This window comes from Micromonospora sp. NPDC092111, from assembly GCF_044755745.1.
Lineage (GTDB): Bacteria > Actinomycetota > Actinomycetes > Mycobacteriales > Micromonosporaceae > Micromonospora.
In genome coordinates this window covers 791791-815544 of sequence record NZ_JBIVRQ010000001.1, presented here as the reverse complement: position 1 = coordinate 815544, position 23754 = coordinate 791791, and the positions used below count along the sequence as shown (strand labels likewise).

Annotated in this window: 18 protein-coding genes; 4 read left to right on the top strand and 14 right to left on the bottom strand. The window is 73.1% G+C overall.

The genetic code is table 11. The features are described from left to right. The first annotated feature begins 11 nt into the window (after positions 1-11). Both ACIQG9_RS03365 and ACIQG9_RS03360 read left to right on the top strand, forming a co-directional pair. Complete coding sequence (locus ACIQG9_RS03365; RefSeq protein WP_400397995.1) at positions 12-2459, top strand: transposase; 2448 nt, start codon at positions 12-14, stop codon at positions 2457-2459. A gap of 132 nt (positions 2460-2591) precedes the next feature. Further along, a complete protein-coding gene (locus ACIQG9_RS03360) occupies positions 2592-3821 on the top strand; it encodes an ABC transporter substrate-binding protein (protein ID WP_400397993.1) in 1230 nt (409 codons plus the stop codon). Positions 3822-3964: 143 nt separating this feature from the next. Here the strand turns inward: ACIQG9_RS03360 and ACIQG9_RS03355 are convergent, their stop codons facing one another. The 4 genes from ACIQG9_RS03355 to ACIQG9_RS03340 form a co-directional block, all read right to left on the bottom strand. Continuing rightward, positions 3965-4558, bottom strand: a complete 594-nt coding sequence (locus tag ACIQG9_RS03355) for an ATP/GTP-binding protein (protein WP_210775114.1) — start codon at positions 4556-4558, stop codon at positions 3965-3967. A 1-nt stretch (position 4559) separates the two neighbouring features. Further along, on the bottom strand, positions 4560-4937 hold the full coding sequence (locus tag ACIQG9_RS03350) for a DUF742 domain-containing protein (protein WP_130321596.1): 378 nt from the start codon (positions 4935-4937) through the stop codon (positions 4560-4562). Positions 4938-5033: 96 nt separating this feature from the next. Continuing rightward, a complete protein-coding gene (locus ACIQG9_RS03345) occupies positions 5034-5438 on the bottom strand; it encodes a roadblock/LC7 domain-containing protein (RefSeq protein WP_073839925.1) in 405 nt (134 codons plus the stop codon). Continuing rightward, entirely contained in the window at positions 5435-8893 is a 3459-nt protein-coding gene (locus tag ACIQG9_RS03340) for a nitrate- and nitrite sensing domain-containing protein (RefSeq protein ID WP_400397990.1), read from the bottom strand. Before ACIQG9_RS03340 ends, ACIQG9_RS03345 begins: the two co-directional genes overlap by 4 nt. Positions 8894-9215: 322 nt before the next feature. On the opposite strand from ACIQG9_RS03340, the gene ACIQG9_RS03335 reads away from it, so the two are divergent. Next, positions 9216-9695, top strand: coding sequence for an ATP-binding protein (locus ACIQG9_RS03335; protein WP_400397988.1), 480 nt, complete (start codon positions 9216-9218; stop codon positions 9693-9695). Here the strand turns inward: ACIQG9_RS03335 and ACIQG9_RS03330 are convergent. After that, positions 9692-10768, bottom strand: a complete 1077-nt coding sequence (locus ACIQG9_RS03330; protein ID WP_400397987.1) for an adenosine deaminase — start codon at positions 10766-10768, stop codon at positions 9692-9694. The two genes, ACIQG9_RS03335 and ACIQG9_RS03330, sit on opposite strands and share 4 nt — an antisense overlap. 194 nt (positions 10769-10962) lie before the next feature. On the opposite strand from ACIQG9_RS03330, the gene ACIQG9_RS03325 reads away from it, so the two are divergent. Next, positions 10963-11805, top strand: coding sequence for a putative RNA methyltransferase (locus ACIQG9_RS03325; RefSeq protein ID WP_400398777.1), 843 nt, complete (start codon positions 10963-10965; stop codon positions 11803-11805). Position 11806: 1 nt separating this feature from the next. On the opposite strand, the gene ACIQG9_RS03320 is transcribed toward ACIQG9_RS03325, so the two are convergent. The 9 genes from ACIQG9_RS03320 to ACIQG9_RS03280 all read right to left on the bottom strand — a co-directional run bounded on the left by ACIQG9_RS03320 (position 11807) and on the right by ACIQG9_RS03280 (position 23641). Next, positions 11807-12487: a DUF4272 domain-containing protein gene (locus ACIQG9_RS03320; RefSeq protein ID WP_400397985.1), complete on the bottom strand. Its 681-nt coding sequence runs from the start codon at positions 12485-12487 to the stop codon at positions 11807-11809. 135 nt (positions 12488-12622) lie between these two features. Then, positions 12623-13903 (bottom strand): thymidine phosphorylase, encoded by a 1281-nt coding sequence (locus tag ACIQG9_RS03315; RefSeq protein ID WP_400397983.1) that lies wholly within the window; start codon positions 13901-13903, stop codon positions 12623-12625. A 60-nt stretch (positions 13904-13963) separates the two neighbouring features. After that, positions 13964-14671: a cytidine deaminase gene (locus ACIQG9_RS03310; protein ID WP_400397981.1), complete on the bottom strand. Its 708-nt coding sequence runs from the start codon at positions 14669-14671 to the stop codon at positions 13964-13966. A 237-nt stretch (positions 14672-14908) separates the two neighbouring features. After that, positions 14909-16189 (bottom strand): ABC transporter permease, encoded by a 1281-nt coding sequence (locus tag ACIQG9_RS03305; protein ID WP_400397979.1) that lies wholly within the window; start codon positions 16187-16189, stop codon positions 14909-14911. A gap of 3 nt (positions 16190-16192) precedes the next feature. After that, entirely contained in the window at positions 16193-17518 is a 1326-nt protein-coding gene (locus ACIQG9_RS03300; RefSeq protein ID WP_400397977.1) for an ABC transporter permease, read from the bottom strand. Next, entirely contained in the window at positions 17515-19086 is a 1572-nt protein-coding gene (locus ACIQG9_RS03295) for an ABC transporter ATP-binding protein (RefSeq protein ID WP_400398776.1), read from the bottom strand. Before ACIQG9_RS03295 ends, ACIQG9_RS03300 begins: the two co-directional genes overlap by 4 nt. Before the next feature lie 264 nt (positions 19087-19350). After that, a complete protein-coding gene (locus ACIQG9_RS03290) occupies positions 19351-20421 on the bottom strand; it encodes a BMP family protein (RefSeq protein ID WP_400398775.1) in 1071 nt (356 codons plus the stop codon). 276 nt (positions 20422-20697) lie between these two features. After that, entirely contained in the window at positions 20698-21039 is a 342-nt protein-coding gene (locus tag ACIQG9_RS03285; protein ID WP_400397975.1) for a hypothetical protein, read from the bottom strand. A gap of 781 nt (positions 21040-21820) precedes the next feature. Further along, positions 21821-23641: a glycoside hydrolase family 13 protein gene (locus ACIQG9_RS03280; protein ID WP_400397973.1), complete on the bottom strand. Its 1821-nt coding sequence runs from the start codon at positions 23639-23641 to the stop codon at positions 21821-21823. Between the last annotated feature and the right edge of the window lie 113 nt (positions 23642-23754).

The following is a 23754-nucleotide window of genomic DNA, read 5'->3' as shown; positions in this document are numbered from 1 at the left end:
GAAGAAGCCCTGTGTCCCGGGAGGAGGACGACGCCGTGGCGCTCGTGCGCGTGTACTGCGGTCTGGCCTCGGCGGATCCGGCCGACCGACCGGCCTCGGCCGGATCGACGCTGACGTCCGCGGTGGTCGACGACGCAGGCCGCCTGCTGCTTGTCTGCGAGATCAGTGACGACGCGGCGGGCTACGCCCGGCTGGTCGCGCTGCTGGTGGAACGGTCGGGCGGCCCGAGCGGCGCGGCGATCGCGGCGGACAGCGACGACCACACGGTCACCTCGCTGCTGAGCGCGGCGGGCCGCCCACTCGCGATCGCGGACGACGACTCGGTCGACGACTTCGCCGAGCGGTTCGCCGACGACGACTCCCTGGAAGAGATGCAGTCCCCGCCGGCCGAGCGGCGGGCGGTGGGCCTGGCCCGCGCCCTCCAGGCCGGCGCGCTCTCCGCGGTCACCCTGCCCGCCCCCCGCGACCTGGCCGGCTTCAAGCAGGTTCTCGCCGCGCACGCCGCGCTCTCCAGTGGCCGGCACTCCGCCGCCGTGGCGCTGCGCGAGGTGCTCCGCGAGCTCTACCCGGCCGCCCTGCGGGCGTACCCGGACCCGGCCGAGCCGGTGGCCCTGGCCGTCCTCGACGCCCTGCCCGAGCCGAACATGCTCACCGGCACGTCGGCCCGGGGCCACGAGATGCCGGTCGCCGCCGAGGCGGTGACGGCGCACCTCACCGCCGACGGGGTGGCCGAGGCCGAGGAGATCGAGGCGGCCGTCACCGCGCTGCGGGTGGCCATCTCCGAGACCCCACGTCGGGCCACCGTCAACCGGGCACTCACCTCCGCCGTCGCCGAGACCGTCCGGCAGGCGGTCGCCTCGGTACGGGCCTGCGACGCCGGCTGCGAGGCCCTGGTGAGCGCGCTCAGCAGCCGGGTCAGCACGCCGAGCCCGAGCCCGAGCCCGGCCCCGGGCCGCCGGGCCGCCGCCCGCCGGGGCGAGCAGGTCGGCGAGTTGACCGGCCTCAGCGGCACCGGCACCGGCCTGCGTCCGGTCCGGCCCGCCGACCCGGCACCGCCGGTCCCCGCCGGGCGACGCAGTCGTCCCGAGCCGCTCTCCGGCGGGGCGTTGCCCGCCGCGCCCCGACCGCTCGGGCCACCGCCGGTCGCGCCCGCCCCGGTCACGCCGCCGCCCGTCGCCCCGCAGCCGGTGACCCCGGCCGCCGCGGCCGGCACCCCGGCCGCCGCCCCGCCCGCGCGTACCGACCCCGCCATGCCGGTGATCCGGCGCGGGGCGGACGCCCCGACCACCATGATCCCGCCGATCCGGCGGGGTGTGGACGCGCCGACGAACCGCCCGGTCTCCGCGCCGCCGCCCCCGCCGCCGGGGATCACCCCGATCGCCCCGGCACAGCGCGGCAACGTGCCTCCGGCCGAGGCGGGCGAGCCGTTCCGGCCCACGCTGACCACGGCCGCGATCAACAACGCCCGCGCCGAGCGGCAGCGCACCGTGATCCCGCCCCGGCCGAAGACCAACGGCGCGCTCTCGGCGCCCACCGGTGGGTTCAGCGCGACCGACCTCAACGTCCCGGTGCCGACCCCCCGGCCCGAGCCGGAGCCTGCCGCCCCGCCCGGTTCCCGGGCGAACTGGCCGCTGGTCAACAACCCGGAGGACCTGTCCGACAGCTCCGCCGCCAACCCGGTGGTGCCGCCGTACGGCGAACGGCCCGGCCGGCCCGCCGACGCCCCGGCCGGGCCCGGCACCGAGCGCCGGGTCACCCCGCCCTGGCTCGCCGACGACCTGCCCCAGGAGCCGCCGATGCTGCGGCTGGTGGAGCCGCCGCCGCTGGCCGACCGGGCGCTGCGCGACGGGCTGGGCCCGTCCGCCGACCCGCACCTGGACACCCCACCGCTGCGGTTGGTGGACCGTGAGGAGTCGGGGCGGCCCGGGCGGGCCACCCGGGCCGAGCGGCCGACCCTGGAACGCCGGCCGGAGCCGGTCGAGCGTCGCCCCGCGCCGATGGAGCACCGCCCCCCGCCGGTGTCCGACGAGGGCGACGGCGATCTGCTGATCTTCGCGCAGGCCAAGTCGGCGTGGTTCGTCGGGCAGCCCGAGGAGAGCGACCTGGACTGGTCGACCACCGCCGACACCGGCTGGCAGGCGGCCGAGCAGGCGGCCCGCCCGGCCGTCGGCGCGGAGACCTCCGCCGGGCTGCCGAAGCGGGTCCCCCAGGCCAACCTGGTCCCCGGTTCGCCGCTGCGCGAGGAGCGTCCGCTGCGGATCGTCCGGGACGCGGCGAGCCTCGCCGAGAACACCACCGGCTACTTCCGCGGCTGGCGTCGCGGGCAGGAGATCGGCGGGTTCGCGGTCGGGGGTCGTCCGGGCCGCGAGGCGGCCGGTGGCTGGGACTTCAGCCGGGACCCGACCGAACGGGACGACGACCGAGAGTACGAGTTCCGCTCCGCCGGTTACCGCTCCTGAACCGAGCGGCAACCGCCCCCACCTGCGTGTTTCTACCCACACCCGAGGAATTTGACGTCGGGTCGTGACGGCCGGAAGCATACCGGCGGAACCGACGGCGGCAGGTGACGCCGGGGTGGGAAGGCGACTCCAATGGCGACACCGGCACTCGACTCCTCCGTGTTCAACCGTCGGCGGGTGCTCGCCGCCACGGCCGGCACGCTGCTGCTCGCCGGCTGCGGCCAGGCGGACCGGCCGGTTGACGAGGCCGAGTCGGACGGCAGCGCCGCACCTGACGGGCCGGAGCTGCTGATCGGGGCGAGCCTGGAGCTGACCGGGCGCGGCGCCGCCCTCGGCGTCCTCCAGGAACGGGCCCTGCGGATCACCCTGGACGCGATCAACACCGACCGGGTGCAGGTCGGCAACCAGCGTCGCCGGGTACGGGTGGTGGTGCGGGACAATCGCAGCGATCCCCGGCTCGCCGCCCGGCAGGTCACCGAGCTGATCCGCCAGGAACAGGTGCACGCCCTGCTCGGCACCACCCTGCCGGAGACCGCCCTGGGCGTGATCGGGGTGGCCCAGCGGCTACAGACCCCGTTCGTCTCGCTGGCGCCCGGGGACGGCATCGTGCTGCCCCTCACCGACCGGACGTACGTCTACAAGCTCACCCCCGACGCGCCCGACGTGGCCCGCCGGCTGGCCCGCCTGATCGAACAGCAGGGCCTCGGCCGGGTGGCCCTGGTCGTCGCCGACGGCCTGCACGGTGACTCCGGCGCGCGGGCGGTCGCCGCCGCCCTGGACACCGCCGGCGTGACGCTGGACCGGACCGTGCGGCTGCCCCGTACCGGCACGGCCTTCGCCACGGCGGCCCGCCGGGCGGTGGCCGGGGCACCCGACGGGATCATCGTCTGGGCGGCCGCCCCGGACGCCGGCAGCGCCGCCCGGGAACTGCGCCGGGCCGGCTGGCGGGGTCCGCTGTTCTTCGACGCCGCCGCGGTGGCCGAGGAGACCCTGGAGGGCAGCAACGCGACCGTGGTCGAGGGGGCCTACGCGGTGCACCCGGCCTGCCTGGGCGGCACCACGCTGACCAACACCACCTCGGCGGCGCTGGCCCGGCGGGACTTCATCTTCCGCTATCTCCAGCTACACGGCGGTTTCAAGGGCTTCGCCCCGTACGCCTCGGACGCCGTCCAGCTCATCGCCAACGCGGCCCGGCTCTCCCACAGCGTCGACCGGGGACGGATCCGCGCCTACCTGCAGACGCAGGTAATCGACGGACTGGCCGGGGCGTACGCGTTCGCGCCGATCCGGCACGGCGGGATGGAGCGGGACTCGCTCGGCGTCTACCAGGTCAACCAGGGCGGCTGGGTCCGGTTCTCCTGACCGTCCCCGGGGGCGCACGGCCCACCGGGTGCCGGCGGGTCGCCCGTCCGCACCGCCGTCGGGACATCCACCCGGCGCACGCTTATGGACACCAGGAAGCGCCCGGTCACGGCCGGAGCCGTCACCGGGCGCGTCGAGGTCGGTCAGGCCGGCGCGACCGCGCGGGTGCGACGCATCGTCAGCACGTACTCGACCAGCGAGATCAGCACGTGCTTGGTCGACTCCCGGTTACGGGCGTCGCAGGCCACGACCGGCACGTCGGTGGAGATCGCCAGCGCGTCCCGGACGTCCTGCGGGTCGTGGTACTGCATCCCGTCGAAGCAGTTGATGGCCACCAGGTAGGGCAGCCGCCGGTGCTCGAAGAAGTCGATCGCCGCGAAGCAGTCGGCCAGTCGGCGGGTGTCGACCAGGACCACGGCACCGATCGCGCCCCGGACCAGCTCGTCCCACATGAACCAGAACCGCGTCTGACCGGGCGTACCGAACAGGTACAGGATCAGATCCCGGTCGATCGAGATACGGCCGAAGTCCATCGCCACCGTGGTTGTCGTCTTGCCCGGCACCTGCCGGGTGTCGTCGACGCCCACGCCGGCGGAGGTCATGATGGCCTCGGTGGTCAGCGGTGTGATCTCCGAAACCGAACCGACCAGCGTCGTCTTGCCGACGCCGAACCCGCCGGCGATAACGATCTTCGCCGACGTCACTCGGCCGCTCGGGGCCGGCGGCCGGTGCGACATGTCAGAGCCTGCGAAGTCCACTCAGCACCCTCTCCAGCAGTTCAGTGCCCACCGCGTCGTCCGAGTCGTCCAGGATGGTCGGCTCGTGGACCGCGACCAGGCCGTCCGTCGCCATGTCGGCGATGAGCACCCGGGCCACGCCGAGCGGAAGCTGCATGCGCGCTGCGATCTCCGCCAGCGACTGCACGCGCCCGTCACACAGCGCGGCAATGTACTGGTGCTCCCGGCCCTGACCGCCGTTGCCATTGGCAGCGGCGCGACCGCGCACCGTCGTCTCGACGAGCGCCTCCATGGCGATGTCGAGCCGGGGACGGGTACGACCACGGGTCACGGCGTATGGACGGACCAACGCGCCGGTCGGTTCGTCACGATCAGCCATGTCGCCGCTCACCTCCCTCGTACCCGACACCGGCTCTCGCCCGGTGGAACCCGTCGTTGTTGTTGTCGTTCCGTGCCGACCAGGTGGTCAGCCCGGTCAGCCCATCATCCCGACAGCCGTACGGGGCTGCGGGGTGAGCGCGTCGCCCACCCGGTCGACCAGCAGCGCCATCTCGTAGCCGACCTGGCCGACGTCACTGCTCCGGGCGGCCAGCACGGCGAACGACGAGCCGTCCGAGATGGACATCAGGAACAGGAAGCCGTTGTCCATCTCGACGACGGTCTGCAGCACCGCCCCGCCCTCGAAGCAGCGGGCCGCGCCCTGGGTCAGGCTGACCAGACCGGACGCGATGGCGGCCAACTGGTCGGCCCGGTCCCGCGGCAGGTCGCGCGACGAAGCGAGGAGCAGGCCGTCCGCGGAGACGGCGACCGCGTGTGCGACACCCGGCACCCGATCCGCGAAGTTGGCCAGCAGCCAACCGAGATCCTGCGTACTTGTCATCCTTCTTGCTCCTTCTGCCCGCTCCCGCCCATCAGGCCGAAGCCCGACTGCGAGGATTGCTGCCCGCCCGGAGTCGCGTCCGGGTTGGTGGGGTTGTCCGAGGTGGTCCGGCCGCGTTGCACACCTCGATGGTAGGCCGAGAGCAGACCCCGGACGGCTTCCGGCGTACGCCGCTGCACCGACGCGGTCGGCTTCTCGATCGCTCCCGGCACGAGTTGCGCCATCGGCGTCCGCTTCGGCAGGCCGGTCTGGGTGGTCCCCGCCACCGGCGCGTCGGAGGCGGCCACGGCGGCCCGCCAACCGTCGTCGGCGGCCGTCTGCCAGCCAGCGGACTGCGGGGCGGGGCGACGGGGCGACGGGGTGTCGCCACGACCGGGGAGGCCCCCGTTCGCTGTCGACCCGTTGTCGCGCGGCGCCCCTCCGGCCGTCGGAGTGTCTGCCATCGGTGCGTTACCTGTCGTCCCTGCTGGGGTGTACTGGACGGCGCGAGCGGCGGTGTCGACGGCGGACGGCGGGGTCGCTGCGCCGTTGGTCACCGGCTGGGCGGGGGCCGCCTCCTCCGGGCCCGGCTTGCGGGTACGGAACCAGGCCGACTCCAGCTCCCGGAAGATCGGCAGCTCCATCGTCTCGTCCGCGTACCGCTGCCGGTTGGGGGCCTGCTGCGGAGTCGGCTGCCGGTTGGCCGGCGGGGCCATCGGCTGCCGCGGTGCCGGCGCGGGTTCGTTGCGCGGCACCCGGGGCAGTTCGGTGGTCATGTCCAGCGCGGCGGCGAGCCGCTCGGGAACCGGCGGGGTGGCCGCCTCCCGCTCCGGGTTGGCCACCGGCGGCCAGACCGGCGGCGCGGCGGCACCGGGCGTGGACATTCCCGGGGTGGACCGGGTCGGCAGCGGACCGCTGGGCGACCCGGAGACCGGCGCGGCCGAGACCGGCTGCCCGGAGACCGGGGAGGCCGACACCGGGTACCCGGAGTACGGCTGCGCGGAGATCGGGGCGGCCGGGTAGGTCGGCAGCGGCGGGGCCGAAACCGGCGGAACGGGGGGCGAGGACACCGGCGGGAACGGCGGGGCGCTGTACGGCCGGGCCTCGGGGCTGCTCGGCAGTTGACGCGGGATGACCGGCTGCTGGCCGGTGCTGCCCGGGTCGTCGCCGCGCCGCTGGGGCAGCGGGTCGACCGGCTGGCCGTTCGCCGAGCGCGGGGCGAAGTTGTCGCTGCTGTTGGTCCCGCTGGCACCGGTCAGGTCGGACCAGGCGGGCATGGCCCGCCCACCGTTGGCCGGGGCGCCGGAGCCGTTGCGCGACGCCGGGTCGAAGGGCCGGCCGCCGAGGGTCACCTGGTTGCCGGACTCGCCCTGGCGGGGGGTCGGCGCGGGGCCGTTGCCCAGCGCGGGGAGCGCGCCGAGGGTCGGGGCGGGGCTGCCGAACTGCTGGCCGGGGGCCGGCAGGGCCGGGGAGTACTGGGCCCGGCCGGAGAGGGCGCGGGGCACCAGCACGGAGGTGGGCAGGACGACCTCGGCCACCGTGCCGCGGTCGGTGCCGAGCCGCAGCTCGACCTTGACGCCGTGCCGGGACGCCAGCCGGGCGACCACGACCAGGCCCATCATCCGGGAGACGGCCACGTCCACCTGGGGCGGCGTGGCGAGCCGCTCGTTGAGGTCGGACAACTGCTCGGCGCTGATGCCGATGCCACGGTCCTCGACGTAGAGCGACGCCCGGTCGCCGACCCGGCGGGCCTCGACCATCACCTGCGAGTCGGGCGGGGAGAAGGCGGTCGCGTTGTCGAACAGCTCGGCGACCAGGTGCACCAGGTCGTTGACCGCGTGGGCGGCGACCTCGATGTCCCGGTCGATGACCCCGAACTCGATCCGGGTGTAGTGCTCGACCTCGGACTGCGCGGCGCGCAGCACGTCGATCAGGGCGGCCGGCTCGCGCTGCACGCGGGTGGAGTCGGCGCCGGCGAGGACCAGCAGGTTCTCGTCGTTACGGCGCATCCGGGTGGCCAGGTGGTCGAGCTGGAATAGCTCGGCCAGCCGGTCCGGGTCCTCCTCGCCGCGCTCCAGCCGGTCGAGGTGACCGATCAGCCGGTCGACCAGGATCTGCGAACGGCGGGCGAGGTTGACGAACATCGTCGCGACCGAGGAGCGGAGCGCGGCCTGCTCGGCGGCGGTGCGGACGGCCTCCAGGTGGACGGCGTTGAACGCCTCGGTCACCTGGCCGAACTCGTCCTTGCTGCGCACCGGCAGCGGCTCGGCGATCTGATTGGCCAGTTGGGCCGGGGAGAGCTGGCCGGTGACCTGGGGGTCACGCAGCCGGGCCACCGCCTGCGGCAGGCCGTACTGGGCGATGGAGAGGGCACCCTGCCGCAGTTCGCGCAGGGACCGGGCCATCGACCGGGCGACCAGGTACGCGAAGAGGATCGCCAGCAGCAGCATGCTGAGCAGCAGGCCGGTCTCCATGAAGACCTGGCGCTGCACGTCCGAGCGCAGCTCGTCGGCCTGGGCCACCACGTTGCCGTCGAGCTTCACCTCGACGGTGCGGGTGAGCTGGGCGTACGCGACCATGGCCGCGTCCCACTGGTCGGTGCCGAAGGTGAGACTCTCCAGCTTGTCGCTGTTCAGCGCGCTGACCTGGCCGGCGTAGATGTCCGCCTGGCGCCGGTCCGAGCCGGACACGGTCTGGTCCTGGAACTCGCGTTCGGTGCGGCTGGCCACCGCCTGGAAGCTCTGCAACGCCTGCTGCTCACCGGTGTTGCTGGAGATGTACAGCTCGCGCAGCACCGGGGTGTACGCCTTCTGGAGCAGCACCTGGTGCACCGCGATCCGGCGCACCGAGGCGTACTCCTTGGCTCGGGCCACGGCGGCGGCGGCCCGCATCCGGTCGCTCAGGTCGTTGTCGCCGGCGAGCTGGGTCGCCGAGTCCCGGATGCCGATCAGGTTGTTGATCAGGCCGGTGTACCGGTCCACCGCCTCGCTGAGGCGGAGTTTGCCGTTGTAGACCTGACTCCGGATGCCGGGCATCTCCGTCAGGTCGCTGTCGATCCGGGCGAGCTGCGACTCCAGGGTCGCCGGCAGGCCCTCGATCTCGGCCCGCTGCTGCGAGTAGGGCGCCTTGGACTGGTCGACCCGCTGGTTGACCCGGTTGTACGCCTCCCGGTACTGCTCGCGGGCCTGCCCCTTGGGCGAGCCGAGCAGCAGGACGGCGTTGGTGCGTTCGTCCTGGAGGGTGTTGACCAGGTCGCCGGAGTAGCTCACCAGGTTGGCCAGGTCACCGGCCCGGTTGGCATTGTTGAGCGTCTGCAGGTGGTCCACCAGCCCGATGGTGCCCACCACGACCGTGGCGATGGTCGGCACGATCATGATCAGACCGAGCTTTGACCAGATCGGCATGTCGCGGAGCCAACCTGCCGGCCGGCGCAGCCGCGACAGGAAGGAGCCCGCCGTCTTTGGCCGTTTGCTCACGTCACCGCCCTCGCGATTACAGCGTCCCGCGTTGCCACGGGCAACGCCCAGCGACCGACCCGGCGGGGTCGGACCTCCGAGATTCCATCACGCCGCCTCTGAAAGAGAAAGCCCAGGTTGTCGGTCACCGGAGGTGTGATGAGATGTTGATGCAATTTGATCGCAATCCGTCTGGCCGGAGTTACCGAACGTAATGGAATATCGTCACCGCGTTGTCCTTCTCGCTGGCCCGTCCGGCTCAGGAAAGTCGTACATAGCCCAGCGAACCGGGCTTCCCGTACTGTGCCTGGACGACTTCTACAAGGACGGCGATGACCCTACGTTGCCGACACACGACGGGCTGGTCGACTGGGACTCGCCCGCGTCCTGGGACGCCGCGACGGCGGTGGAAACGATTGCCCGGTTGGCCGAGCAGGGCAAGGCCGACGTGCCGGTTTATTCGATCGGTGCCGACCGGCGGGTAGCCACCCGGCCATTCGAGGTGACCGGATCGCCACTCTTCGTCGCCGAAGGGATTTTCGCCGCCGAGATTGTCGAGGAATGTCGCCGACGCGGGCTCCTCGCCGGGGCGTACGCGCTGCGCCGGCCGCGCGGCACGACCTTCCTCCGCCGGTTGACCCGGGACCTGGCCGAGCAGCGCAAGGCACCGAAGGTGCTGATCCGGCGCGGCGTGGCGCTGCTGCGCGCCGAGCCGGCCGTGCTACGTCGACAGACCGGCCTCGGCGCCGAGGCGGCCCGGGCCCGCGAGATCCTGCGGCGGGTGGCCGGCATGGTCGCCGGCCACCCGCACCGGTCGAGCTAGCCGAGCAGCTTCGCGTACGCCGGCTTGATCACCTCGTCGATGATCTGCAACCGCTCGTCGAACGGGATGAAGGCGCTCTTCATCGCGTTGATGGTGAACCACTGGAGTTCCTTCCAGCCGTAGCCGAAGGCGTCCGCCAGCAGGGCCATCTCCCGCGACATCGAGGTGCCGCTCATCAGCCGGTTGTCGGTGTTCACCGTCACCCGGAAGCGCAGGTCGCGGAGCAGCCCGATCGGGTGGTCGGCGATGGACGCCGCCGCCCCGGTCTGCACGTTCGACGACGGGCACAGCTCCAGCGGGATCCGCTTGTCCCGGACGTACGCGGCCAGCCGGCCGAGCGCCGGCTCCGGACCCGGGGTGATGTCGTCCACGATGCGCACCCCGTGGCCGAGCCGGTCCGCCCCGCACCACTGGATCGCCTGCCAGATCGACGGCAACCCGAACGCCTCGCCGGCGTGGATGGTGAAGTGGAAGTTCTCCCGCTGGAGGTACTCGAAGGCGTCCAGGTGCCGGGTGGGCGGGAACCCGGCCTCGGCCCCGGCGATGTCGAAGCCCACCACCCCGGCGTCCCGGTGCCGGACGGCCAGTTCGGCGATCTCCTGCGACCGGGCGGCGTGCCGCATCGCGGTGAGCAGGGTGCCGACCCGGATCGGCGTGCCCGCCGCCGCAGCCTGCGCGCTGCCCTCGGCGAAGCCGGCGACCACCGCCTCGACCACCTCGTCCAGGGTGAGGTTCTGCTCCAGGTGCTGCTCGGGGGCGAACCGGACCTCGGCGTACACCACACCGTCGGCGGCCAGGTCGAGCGCGCACTCCCGGGCGACCCGGCGCAGCGCCGGTGCGGTCTGCATGACGCCGACGGTGTGCGCGAAGGTCTCCAGGTAACGCTCCAGCGAACCGGAGTTCGCCGCCTCCGCGAACCACCGGCCGAGCGCCTCGGGATCGGTGCTGGGCAGCTCGTGCCCCACCTCGGCGGCGAGGTCGACGACCGTCGCCGGCCGCAGGCCGCCGTCGAGATGATCGTGCAGCAGCGCCTTCGGGACCTTGACGATGTCCTCGTATTGGATTGCGACCATGCCCAGACCCTAGTCACGCCCCGGCCGGGACCGGGACCGGACCAGCCGGCGTGTGGCCCAGGCCCCGGCCGACCGGGCCGTGCCCCGGCCTGCCGGTCGCGCCGTCGGCATGACCCGGCCCATCGCGACCACTCCCGTAGGCTGCCCCGGTGACCGCCGCGCACCCGTCCGACCAGCCCACGGCGCATCCCCGGGTGCGGGACCGGCTGCGCTGCCCGGTCTGCGGCGAGCCGCTGGCCGAGGCCGCCGACACCCGCGCGCTGCGCTGCCCGCGCCGGCACAGCTTCGACGTCGCCCGCCAGGGGTACGTCAACCTGCTCACCGGCCGCGCCCCGCACGTCGGGGACACCGCCGCGATGGTGGCCGCCCGCGCCGACTTCCTGGCCGCCGGGCACTACGACGTCGTCTCCGCCGCCCTGGCCGACGCGGCGACGGACGTGCTGGCGGAGCCGGGCTTCGGGGCGTACCCGCTGGTGGTGGACGCCGGGGCGGGTACCGGCCGGCATCTCGCGGCGGTGCTGGCGGCGCTGCCGGACGCCGTCGGCCTGGCCCTGGACGTCGCCAAGCCGGCGCTGCGCCGCGCCGCCCGGGCCCACCCCCGGGCCGCCGCCGCCCTCGCCGACACCTGGCAGCGGCTGCCGCTGGCCGACCACTCGGCCGCCGTGCTGCTCAACGTCTTCGCCCCGCGCAACGGCGCGGAGTTCCACCGGGTGCTCCACCCGGCCGGGGCGCTGCTGGTGGTCACCCCCACCGAGGCGCACCTCGGCGAACTGGTCGACGCGCTCGACCTGCTGCGGGTCGACCCGGCCAAGGCGGACCGGGTCGCCGACAGCCTGGCCGGGCACTTCACCGAGGAACGGGCGACCGGGTACACCGCCCGGCTCGCCCTCGACCGGGCGGAGGTCGCCACCCTGGTCGGGATGGGGCCCAGCGCCTGGCACACCGACCCGGAGCGGCTCGCCGCCGCGATCGCCGCGCTGCCCGCGCCGGTCACCGTGACCGCGGCGGTACGGCTCACCGTCTGGCGGCCCCGCTGACTCAGGTGGAGAGGTCGACCTCTTCCCAGCCCGGCGGCTCGTCGTGGTACGGCCCGCGCAGCATCACCGCCCACTCCAACGCCCACCGGCGCTGGCCGATCGCGTTCGCGTCCACCAGGCCGGGCAGCCGCCGGCCCGACTTCTCCACCTCCAGGTACGCCCAGTCCAGGCAGTAGTGCAGGTCGAGCAGGGCGGCGGCGTCCGCCGGATGTTGCGGGGCGGCCAGGATCCGGGCCCGCCACTGGCCGAAGGTCTCCCCGCCGGCCAGGTGCGGCATCCGCTCCACCAGCCGCTCGTCCACCGGGACGGTCGGGTCGAGCTGCTTGGTCAGGCCGAGCACCCAGGACAGCGAGAAGAGCGCGTCGTGGTGCAGCACGAACGACCGGTGGTCGCCCTTGCCGCCCATCACGAACTGCCACTCCGGCGGGGTGACCAGGTCGACCAGGTGGGCCTCCAGCAGCCAGCTCATCGCCGACTGGGCCGGCATCCCGAAGCACCGGGCCAGGATCAGGTGCAGCACCGCGATGCGCGCCTCGATCTCCCCGGTGGGCCGCAGCTCGATCTCGTCGCCCGGCTCCCAGACCAGCGGGAACTGCGCGGGAGGCAGGGGCAGACGCAGGCGGGACAGCTCGTCGAGGCTCGCCTCGCGTACCTCCCGGGGATCGGGGGCGGCTACCAGCACGGTCGGATTCCCTGTCTGCTCACGCCGGCGTCACCGCCGGTCTGTCCCCCCTGGCCAGGGAGGATAGCGGTCCGTGGGGGCCGGCACCATGGCCGCCGACCCCCATCGGCCGACCGGTCGTCGGGGCTCGGCCGTTCAGCCGATCCGCTCGATGACCAGCGGCGACGTGACCGGCGCGGCAGCCGCCACCCGGACCGCCCGCTCGGCCTCGGCCCGGGCCGCCGGGATCCGCGCCTCGTGGTCGGCGCGCAGCTCGTACAGCGGGTCACCGACGCGCACCGGGTCACCGGGGCGCTTGTGCAGCACCACCCCGGCGGCGACGCTGACCGGGTCCTCCTTGCGGGCCCGACCGGCGCCGAGCCGCCACGCGGCCACCCCGATCGCGTACGCGTCGACCGACTCGACGAAGCCGTCGGTCTCGGCGCGCACCACCTCGACCTCGTTGGCGGTCGGCATCGGGGCGTCCGGGTCGCCGCCCTGGGCGCGGATCATCGCGCGCCAGGCATCCATCGCCCGGCCGTCGCGCAGTGCGGCGGCCGGGTCGGCGTCCGGCAGCCCGGCGGCGTCGAGCATCTCCCGGGCCAGGGCCAGGGTCAGCTCCACCACGTCGGCCGGGCCGCCGCCGGCCAGCACCTCCACCGACTCGGTCACCTCGACCGCGTTGCCCACGGTCAGGCCGAGCGGGGTGGACATGTCGGTGAGCAGGGCGACCGTGCGCACGCCGTGCGCGCCGCCGAGCGCCACCATGGTCCGGGCCAGCTCACGGGCGTCGTCGACGTTCTTCATGAACGCGCCGGAGCCGACCTTGACGTCGAGGACCAGCGCCCCGGTCCCCTCGGCGATCTTCTTGCTCATGATCGAGCTGGCGATCAGCGGGATCGCCTCCACGGTGCCGGTGACGTCGCGCAGCGCGTACAGCTTGCGGTCGGCCGGGGCGAGCCCCTCGCCGGCCGCGCAGATCACCGCGCCGACGTCGCGGAGCTGGGCGATGAACTCGTCGTTGCTCAGCGCGGCCCGCCAGCCGGGGATCGACTCCAGCTTGTCCAGGGTGCCGCCGGTGTGCCCGAGGCCCCGGCCGGAGAGCTGCGGGACCGCGCCCCCGCACGCCGCGACGAGCGGGGTGAGCGGCAGGGTGATCTTGTCACCGACGCCGCCGGTGGAGTGCTTGTCGACGGTCGGCCGGGCCACCGGGGAGAGGTCCAGCCGCTCGCCGCTGGCGATCATCGCGGCGGTCCACCGGGCGATCTCCGGCGCGGTCATCCCGCGCAGCAGGATCGCCATGGCCAGCGCCGACATCTGCTCGTCGGCCACCAGCCCCGCCGTGTACGCGTCGACCACCCAGTCGATCTGGGCGTCGCTCAGCACGCCCCCGTCCCGCTTGGTCCGGATGACGTCGACCGCCGTAAAAGCACTCACCGTTGAGTTCCTTCGTGTTGTTGGTGCTTGCGCTGTGCGACCCGCTGGCGGGCCCGAACCTCAACCCGCCCAGCGGACCGGAATCTCCATCGGTGGCTCGCCCTCGCCGGCCCAGAAGATCGTCCCGGTGGCGTCGACCACCACCACCCGGGGCGTACGGGCCAGGCCCCAGGCGATCGCCTCGGCCGGGCCGTCCCAGCTCGGGGCCTCCTCCAGCACCCCGGTCTCCGCGCCCGCGTCGTCCCCGGCCGACCGCTCCCAGTACGCCGTCCAGACCTGCTGGCCGGCGGCGAGGTCCGGGTGGACGAAGACGGTGCCCCGGCCCCGCCAGGCGGCCAACCGGTCCGGCACCACCGGTACCGGGGTCTCGCCGACGACCGCCTCGATGTCGGCCACGTCGAAGGCGTGCGGCAACAGCTCCGCCATCCGCAGCGGGCCGGCCTTCGACTCGACCAGGCACTCCGGGCCACCGTTCTCCCACAGCAACTGCCGGCACCGGCCGCACGGCATGAGCGGCTCGCCGGTGGCGTCGACGCAGGACATGGCGACCAGCCGGCCACCGCCGGTGGCGTGCAGCGAGGAGACCACGCCGCACTCGGCGCACAGGGTGACGCCGTAACCGGCGTTCTCCACGTTGCAGCCGACCACCACCCGGCCGTCGTCGACCAGGGCGGCCGCGCCGACCGGGAACTTCGAGTACGGCACGTACGCGTGGCGCATCACCTCGGTGGCGGCGGCCCGTAGCCGCTCCCAGTCGATGTCGGTCATCCCTTCATTCTGCCCACGTCACCCTGGTGGGGCGCGCGAAGGGTGCCCTCCGGGTGTGCGCCGACACCCGCCCGGGCCCGGGCCGGCCGTCCCGGCACCGGGCGGTGCCGCCGGCATCCTCCGGAGCTGGTGACGTCGGCGCATCAGCCGATTCGGCACCGAGCGGAGACGGTGCCGTCCGAAAGACACCGTGCCCGGCGGGGGTCTCCCCCACCGGGCACGGTGCGAACTCGGGACTCAGCCCTTGATGTACGGCTTGCCGTCGGCGGCCGGCGCCCGGACCCGGCCGACCAGACCGGCCACCGCCAGGATCGTCGCCAGGTACGGCAGCATCGCCAGGAACTGGCTGGGGATGCTGCTGCCGATCGCGCCGAGGTAGGTGGCGAGCTGGTCGGCGAAGCCGAAGAAGAGCGCGGCGAGCAGCGCGCCGGTCGGGCTCCACCGGCCGAAGATCAGCGCGGCCAGGGCGATGAAGCCCTTACCGCCGATCATGTTCTTGGTGAAGCTGTAGAGCGCCAACGTGTAGGACGCCCCGCCGATGCCGGCCACCACGCCCGCCAGCAGCACGTTGCGGTAGCGCAGGCCCAGCACCTTGACGCCGAGGGTGTCGGCCGCGGTCGGGTGCTCGCCCACCGAGCGGGTCCGCAGCCCCCACCGGGTACGGAACAGCGCGATGTGGATGACCAGCACCAGCAGCAGGCCGAGGTAGAGGAAGATGTTGCTGCGGAACAGCGCCGGACCGAGCAGCGGGATGTCGGAGAGCAGCGGGATCTCCCAGTTGGAGAAGCGCGGCGCGCTGTTGTACTTCGCCGCGTCGGTCTGCATCAGCCGCTCGTAGAGGAACCCGGTGATGCCGACCGCCAGCAGGTTGAGCACCACCCCCATGACGACCTGGTCGACCAGGTAGCGGATGGCGAAGACCGCCAGCAGCAGCGAGATGAACGCGCCGCCGATCGCGGCGGCCACCAGGCCCACCCAGACGCTACCGGTGAGGCTGCCGAAGAGCGCGCCGCTGAACGCCCCCATCAGTAGCTGGCCCTCGATGGCGACGTTGACCACACCGGACCGCTCGCAGAGCACGCCGGCCAGGGCGCCGAAGATCAGCGGCAGGGCCAGGACGAAGGTGCCCCGCACGATGTTGACCATCGGCATGAAGTTGCGGCCCTCGGGGGCGGCGGAGACCTGCCAGCACAGGAAGCTCAGCACGAAGGCGACCAGCCCGACGCCGAGCACCAGGGTGAACCAGCGCTTCGGCACCCCGGCCAGCAGCGCGCCGCCGGCCGCGGCGGCGACGATCCCGAACAGGATCGCGCCGATCGTGCCGTTGATCTCCAGTGCCGCGCCACCCTCGGTCTCGCTGAGCGTGAACCGGGCCTGCTGGCCGGTGGCGAGCGCCCCGAACAGCACCGCCGCGAGCACACCCAGCGCCAGCAGGACCGCGCCGGCCTTCCGGTTCCGGGTCCAGAAACCCTCGTCGACCGTGGCCACGGCGACGTCGGGAACAGCGGTGGTGGACATGCCTCACCAGCCCTTCGCGAGGCTCGTCTGCAGCCGGGCGGCGCGGGCGGCCCGGAGCTGGAAGATCGCCTTCACCAGGGCCGGCGCGGCGATGAAGATGACGATCAGCGCCTGGAGCACGGTGACCAGCTCCAGCGAGATCCCCGAGTACGACTGCATCCGGTTGCCGCCGGCCTGGAGCGCGCCGAAGAGCAGCGCGGCCAGCAGCACCCCCCACGGCTTCACCCGGCCGAGCAGCGCCACCAGGATGCCGTCGAAGCCGATCTGCGCGACGACCAGCGGGGTCAGCGCGGTCGCGGTGGACCCGAGGACCATCTGACTGCCGCCCAGTCCGGCGAGCACACCGGCGATCACCATCACCAGCACGTACGTCTTGGTGACGCTGATGCCCGCGGTACGGGCCGCGTCCGGGTTGGCGCCGACGGCGCGCAGCTCGAAGCCGAGCGTCGACCGGTTGAGCAGCCAGGCGATGAACCAGGTGGCCAGCACCGCGACCAGGATGCCGGCGTGCACCCGGAGGTTGTCGCCGAGCAGCCGGGGCAGTTGGGCGGAGGAGTCGACCGGCTTGCTGATCGCGTCCGCCCGGTCCGGGTTCTGCACCCCGTTCTGGATGATGACCCAGGAGAGGAAGTAGACCGCGACGTAGTTGAGCATGATCGTGTTGATCACCTCGTGCGCGCCGGTCCGCGCCTTGAGGATGCCCGGGACGAAGCCCCAGATCGCGCCGCCGGCCGCACCGGCGATCAGCGCGACGACCAGGTGCACCACCGGCGGCAGCGGCAACGCGAAGCCGGCGACGGCGGCCAGGATGACGCCCATAGTCGCCTGGCCCTGGGCACCGATGTTGAACAGGCCGCCCCGGAAGGCGAGCGCCACCGACAGGCCGGTGAAGACCAGCGGCGCGGTGTAGGTGAGCGTCTCCGAGATCGGGCTCAGCGCGGCGGTGAAGCCGGTCGCCTCGGGGTCGAAGATCGCCCCCTTGAACAGGTTCGTGTACGCCTCGCTGACCACCGTCCAGCTCGCGTTGAGCGCGTCGCCGGGGCGGGCGGTGATGTAGCTGTAGGTGGCCAGCACCTCCGGGTCCGACACGATGATCAGGACCGCGCCGACCACCATCGCCAGGACCAGCGCGAGCACCGTGACGGTGACCGTGTTGGCGGCCCAGAGGTTGTCCAGGAAGAGCCGGCCCAGCGTGGGCCGGGGCTCCGGCGCGGGCTGCTTCGGGGCGGTCATGGTGGCGCCACGGTCGGCCTTGCCGGCCGCGGTCAGCTCCGCCTCGGTCGCCGGCTCCTTGTCCGGGGAGCCGGACACCGGGTTGGGGTTGCTCATGCCTCGTCCTCGTTGCCAGGGCTCTCGGGGGCCGGGGCCACGCCGCCGGTCGTACCGTCGGTGGCCTTGGCCGGGGTGGCCGGGCCGCCGGTCGGGGCGGTCCCGGCGGTGTCGCCGGGCGCGTCCGGGATGATGCCGGCCATCAGCAGGCCGATCTCCTCACGCGGGGTGTCCGGGCCGACGATGCCGATGATCCGGCCGCGGTACATCACCGCGATCCGGTCGGCGAGGCCGATCACCTCGTCCAGTTCGCTGGAGACGACCATGACGGCGGTGCCGACGTCCCGCTCGCGGATCACCCGGCTGTGGATGAACTCGATCGAGCCGACGTCGACGCCCCGGGTGGGCTGGGCGGCGATGAAGAGCTTCAGCGGCCGGGACAGCTCCCGGGCCACGATCACCTTCTGCTGGTTGCCGCCGGAGAGGGTGCCCACCGCGGCGTCCGCCGACGGGGTACGGACGTCGAACTGCTCGATCCGCTCCTTCGCCGACCTGGCGATCGCGTCCGGCCGGAGCGCCAGGCCCCGGCCAAACGGCGGCCGGTCGTAGATGTCGAGGACCAGGTTCTCCGCGACGCTGAACTCCTTGACCAGGCCGTCGACGCTGCGGTCCTCGGGGACGTAGCCGACCCCGGCGCGGAGCACCTTCTTGGTCGACCAGCCGTGCACGGCCTGCCCGTCCAGGGTGACCGTGCCGGCGAGGGTGGGCCGCAGCCCCATGATCGCCTCGATCAGCTCGGTCTGCCCGTTGCCCTGCACCCCGGCGATGCCGAGCACCTCACCGGCGTGCACGGTCAGGTCGATGCCGTCGACCGCGCGGATCTGCCGGTCGTCGTCGACGACCAGGCCGGCGACCTCCAGGATCGGCTTGCCCGGGGTGGCGGGCTGCTTGTCCACGGTCAGCCGGACGTTGCGGCCGACCATCAGCGCGGCCAACTCGTCCCGGCTGGCCTCGGGTGAGGCGGTGCCGACGGTCTTCCCGCGCCGGATCACGGTGATCCGGTCGGCGATGGCCTTGACCTCGCCGAGCTTGTGGGTGATGAAGACGATCGACTTGCCGGCGGCCTTGAGCGACCGCATGACCGTGAGCAGTTCCTCGGTCTCCTGCGGGGTGAGCACGGCGGTCGGCTCGTCCAGGATGAGCAGGTCGACGTCGCGGGTGAGCGCCTTGACGATCTCCACCCGCTGCTGGATGCCGACCGGCAGGTCCTCGATCACCGCGTCCGGGTCGACCCGCAGGTTGTACCGCTCGGAGACCTCGGCCACCTCGCGGCGGGCCCGCCGGCGGTCCAGGAAGCCGGCGATGCCGCCCTTGACCTGCTCGGCCCCGAGCATGATGTTCTCGGCGACGGTGAATACCGGCACCAGCATGAAGTGCTGGTGCACCATGCCGATCCCGGCCGCGATCGCGTCGGAAGGGCCCTTCAGCTTCAGCGGCTGGCCGTCGACCAGGATCTCGCCCTCGTCGGGCTGGTAGAGCCCGTAGAGCACGTTCATCAGAGTCGACTTGCCGGCGCCGTTCTCGCCGAGCAGGGCGTGGATCTCTCCAGGCTCCACCGTCAGGTCGATGTGATCGTTGGCGACCAGATCACCGAACCGCTTGGTGATGCCGCGCAGTTCGAGTCTCAGCGCAACCTCCTGGAGTGCGAGCGATGGTGCAGCGTAGCTGCTGGTCAGCCGGTCGCCGGGTGACGTCGGCCGAGGGGATGGAGCGCACCGGCCGCCCCGGCGCCCGCAGGTCTTCCCCACGTACGCCGAGGCGGCCGGTCTGTCATGCCTGGTGCCCGCCGGCCTCCGCTGCCGATGATCCCATCGCGGTGGCCGGGGTGGCGGTCACTTGGTCGGCTGGGCCTTCGAGGTGACCGTGATGGTGCCGGCGGCGATGTCCGCCTTGATCTTGTCGACCTCGGCCTTGAGGTCCGCCGGGACCTTGCTGTCGAAGTCGTGGTACGGGGCGAGCGAGACGCCGTTGTTGGCCAGGTTGCCGACGAAGCCCGGCGTGGCCTGGAGCTTCTCGCCACCGGCGGCCTTGAGCACGGCCTCCTTGACGGCGTCCGGGATGTTCTTGACCACGGTGGTCAGCAGCGCCGCGCAGTCCGGGGTGCTCTCGCAGCCGTCGACGTCGACCCAGATGACCGAGTACTTGCCGCCCGAGGCCTTGGCCGCGGCGGTGGTGCCGAGGCCGGCGCCGCCGGCGACCGGCATGACGATGTCCGCGCCCTGGGCGACCAGCGCGTCGGAGACCTTCTTGCCCTCGTCCTGCTTGCCGAAGTCGTTGGTGAAGGAACCCTTCTGGGTCGCCTTGTCCCAGCCCAGCACCTGGACGTTCTTGCTCTTGGCCTTGTTGTAGTGGGCCACGCCGTCGGCGAAACCGTCCATGAAGATGGTCACCGGCGGGATCGGCAGGCCACCGTAGGTGCCGACCTTGCCGCTCTTGCTCATCCCGGCGGCCAGGTAGCCGGCCTGGAAGGCGGCCTGGGCGGTGTCGAACTGCATCGGGTAGATGTTCGCCACGCCCGGGTTCGCGTCCACGATGCCGAACTGCTGGTTCGGGTTCGCGGCAGCGATCTTCTTGGTGGCGTCCGACATCAGGCCACCGACGGCCAGGATGAAGTCGCACTTCTGGTTGACGTACCCGGTCAGGTTGACCTCGTAGTCCGCCTCGGCCTTCGACGCGACGTACTTGATGTCGATGTTGTCGTTGGCCTTCTTCGCCTCCTCCAGGCCCTTCCAGGCGGAGGTGTTGAAGGACTTGTCGTCGATGCCGCCGACGTCGGTCACCATGCAGGCGCTGTACTTCTTGGCGCCGCTGCCACCCGCGTTGTTGTCGTCCTTGGGGGCCTCACCACACGCGGCGGCGCCCAGCACGAGCCCACCCGCCACGACGGCGGAGGCGATCCGCATCCCACGCACAGAGCGCAAGACGTCTCCTTCCCATTGCACACCGCGCCTCGTGCGGTGGCAGCCCTTGACCGACCAGCGCTGTGCTGCCGGCATCCCACGTTACGGACGGGAGCGTACGCCCGCGCCCACCCACCGGCCGCCAATCGTGCACGACTGTTGAACGCCTGTTATCCCGGCGTAACCCTGGCGTGGGGCAGATCACTCACAGTGCTGGTAGTGGACCCACCGGGTGTCACGAACGTCCCTTTACGCGACCGCCCGACGCCCCCCGGACGACTACCGCCAGAAGACCGCCACGGCGGCGTTGACCAGGGTGAGCCCGATGAGCGCCAGGAAGTGGCCGCGGTTCACCTGCTCCCGTTTCCGGGAGAAGAAGACCATGACGAAGATCAGCAGGGCCAGCACCAACTTGGTAACAAGTTTTGCGGGCGCCGGCTCGTCGCCGTCGCGCAACGGCGCGGCGAGGCCGACGCCGGTCACCAACTGGATCACGACGCCCCAGAGCATGGCCGCGTTGATCCGCAGCCGGCCGCTGACGTACTGGGCGATCGCGCCACCGAGCAGCAGCGCGAACCCGATCAGATGGACATAGAGAAGTACCAGCCGAAGAGCTTCCACCCGGCCATCCTCCCTCATCAACGACACTTTGTAGTAGTTGGCCCGACGGCTGAGTTCAATCCGTGATCTCCGCCGGTCGCGACGACGCCCCCGCTCCCCAGCCCGGCCCGGCCCGCCTCCAGCCCGGGCTGCCGGGCCCAGCTCGCCCCCAGCCCAGCTCGCCCGGCCTGGCTCGGCTCGCCTCAGCCCTGGCTCGCCCCAGCCCGGCTTGCCCTGGCCCTGGCCCGCCCTGGCCCGGCCCGCCCGGCCCGGCCCTACCCAAACCCGGCGGCCCACACCCTGACCGCCCACACCCAGACCATCCATACCCAGCACACCCATACCTGGTGGCCCACCCGCCGACGTCCTGGCGCACCCGCGCCGGGGATCCGGGCCAGGACGCCGGACCACACCACGCGGCCCCGAGCCGGCCAGCCCCCGGCCCGGGGGCCGGCCTTCATGATCGTGCTAGATCCAGGATGTAGTGGCCTCCCGGCCACGAGAAGGCCACTACATCCCTGATTTAGCACGATCTTGGCGCGCGCAGCGCGACCCTCGCGCGCGCAGGGCGACCCTCGCGCGCAGCACGACCCCCGCGCGCAGCACGACCTCAACCCACCCCAATGCGACCTCAACCCACCCAACGCGGCCTCGGCCCGCGCAGCGCGGCCCCAACCCGCGCAGGGCTCGGCGCGACCTCGCCGGATGCCGCGCCCTCGGGCGCGACCTCGCCTGGCGCAGGCCGTGCCCCGCGACGGCAGCCGTCCCGGGACACGGCGCGATCCACCGGCACGAACGGCCGTCAGAGCCGCCAGACCTGGAAGGTCGGGCCGTCGCCGGGCAGGGTGATCCCGCCGTCGGCGTCGGGGCGCAGGGCCGGGGCGCCACCGTAGACGTTCTCCCCCGCCGGCAGCCCGGCCGGCAGGCCGGCCAGCCGCACCGGCGGGGCCGCCGCCCGGCGGGCCAGCACCAGCACCGTGCCGGTCGGCGACTCGCGCAGGAAGACCAGCGTGTCGGCGTCCGCGTGCACCCAGCGCAGGCCGCCGTGCCGCAGCGCCGGGGTGTTCCGGCGCAGCGCCAGCAGCGACCGGTACGCGGCGAAGGTGCCGCCGTCCCAGCTCTCCGGCCGGTGCCACGGCATCGGGGTACGCGAACCCTCGCCGTTGGTCCCGGTCAGTCCCAGCTCGTCACCGGCGAAGACGACCGGGGTGCCCGGCAGGGTGGCGAGCAGGCCGGCGGCCACCTCCTGCCGGGCCGCGTCCCCGACGACGGTGCGGATCCGGGCCGAGTCGTGCGAGCCGAGCAGTTGCCACGAGTGGGCGTACGACCGCCAGGAGATCAGCGAGCGGTAGGTGTTCATGGTGGTCAGCACCGCCTCGGCGGCCCGCCGTCGGACGCCGCCCGGGGTGCCGAGGAAGTTCGGCAACGGCTCGTCGCCGTGCCGCAACCAGGACCAGACCGGGTCGGTGAAGCCGACGTAGTTCATCGTGCCGTGCCAGCCGTCCCGGTCCAGGTCACCGGTGTGGTCGTGGCCGTGTTCGGCGAGCACCAGCCCGTCGGCCCGGGTCTGCGCGACCACCTCGCGCAGCAGCCTCGCCACCTCGTGGGTGTAGGCGTCCGCGCCGCGCCGGCCGGTCATGTTGGCCACGTCGACCCGCCAGCCGTCGAGGGCGTACGGCGGGCGCAGCCAGCGGCGCAGCAGGGAGTCCGGCGCGGTGGCGAAGCGGCGACGCAGCTCAGCGCTGCCCCAGTTGAGCTTCGGCAGCGACTTCACCCCGTTCCAGGACTCGTAGTCGCCGGTGGCCTCGTCGAAGTAGTACAGCTCCCGCTCGGGCGCGCGCGGGTCGGCGACGGCGCTGGTGAACCACTCGTGGGCGTCGCCGGTGTGGTTGCTGGTGATGTCGCCGAGCAGCCGCCAGCCCCGGGCCCGGACGGCGTCGGTGAGCCGGGCCAGCGCGGCGTCCCCGCCGAGCAGCGGGTCGACGGTGTCGAAGCTGGCCGCGTCGTACCGGTGGTTGGAGCGGGCCGGGAAGATCGGGGTCAGGTAGAGGGTGTTGACGCCGAGCCGGTCCAGGTGGTCCAGCCGCTCGGTGACGCCGTCCAGGTCACCGCCGTAGAACTGGCGGGGCGTCTCCGGGCCGCGCCCGATCACCGGGGTGTCCCAGTCGCACGGGATGGCCCAGTCCGGCGGGGTCCGGCCGTCGGCGGCGGCGGAGCGGGCGAACCGGTCGGGGAAGATCTGGTAGATCAGGGCGTCCCGGGTCCAGGCCGGCGGCGGGGGGTAGCTGACCAGCTTGAAGTCACCGTTGTCCGGCACGTCGTGGTCGACCGGCCCGGCGGCGTTCAGCCAGCGGTAGCCCTTCGCCCCGGTGAGCATGAACCGGTAGTTGCTGACCGGGTTGCGCACCTCGACGTCGGCCCGCCACCAGACGTCCCCGTCGGTGGTGCGGTCGACGGTGGCCTCGGCGAAGTGCGGCTCGCCGTCGCCGGTGGTGCGCACGTGCACCTGGCGGACGTCGGCGCCGGCCGGCACCCGGACGAAGACCGGCACGGTCTGCCCGAGGGCGGGTTCCTGCTCGGGTACGTAGAGGGCGGATCCGTCGTGGTGTGGTTGCGGCGACATGGCAGGACCTTTCGGGTCGCTCGGACGGGGAGAGAGCGGGCTCCCGCCGCGACCGGTCTCCCGGTCGCGGCGGTCGGCCCGTGACTGCTCCGGTGTACGTCGACCCGACGCCC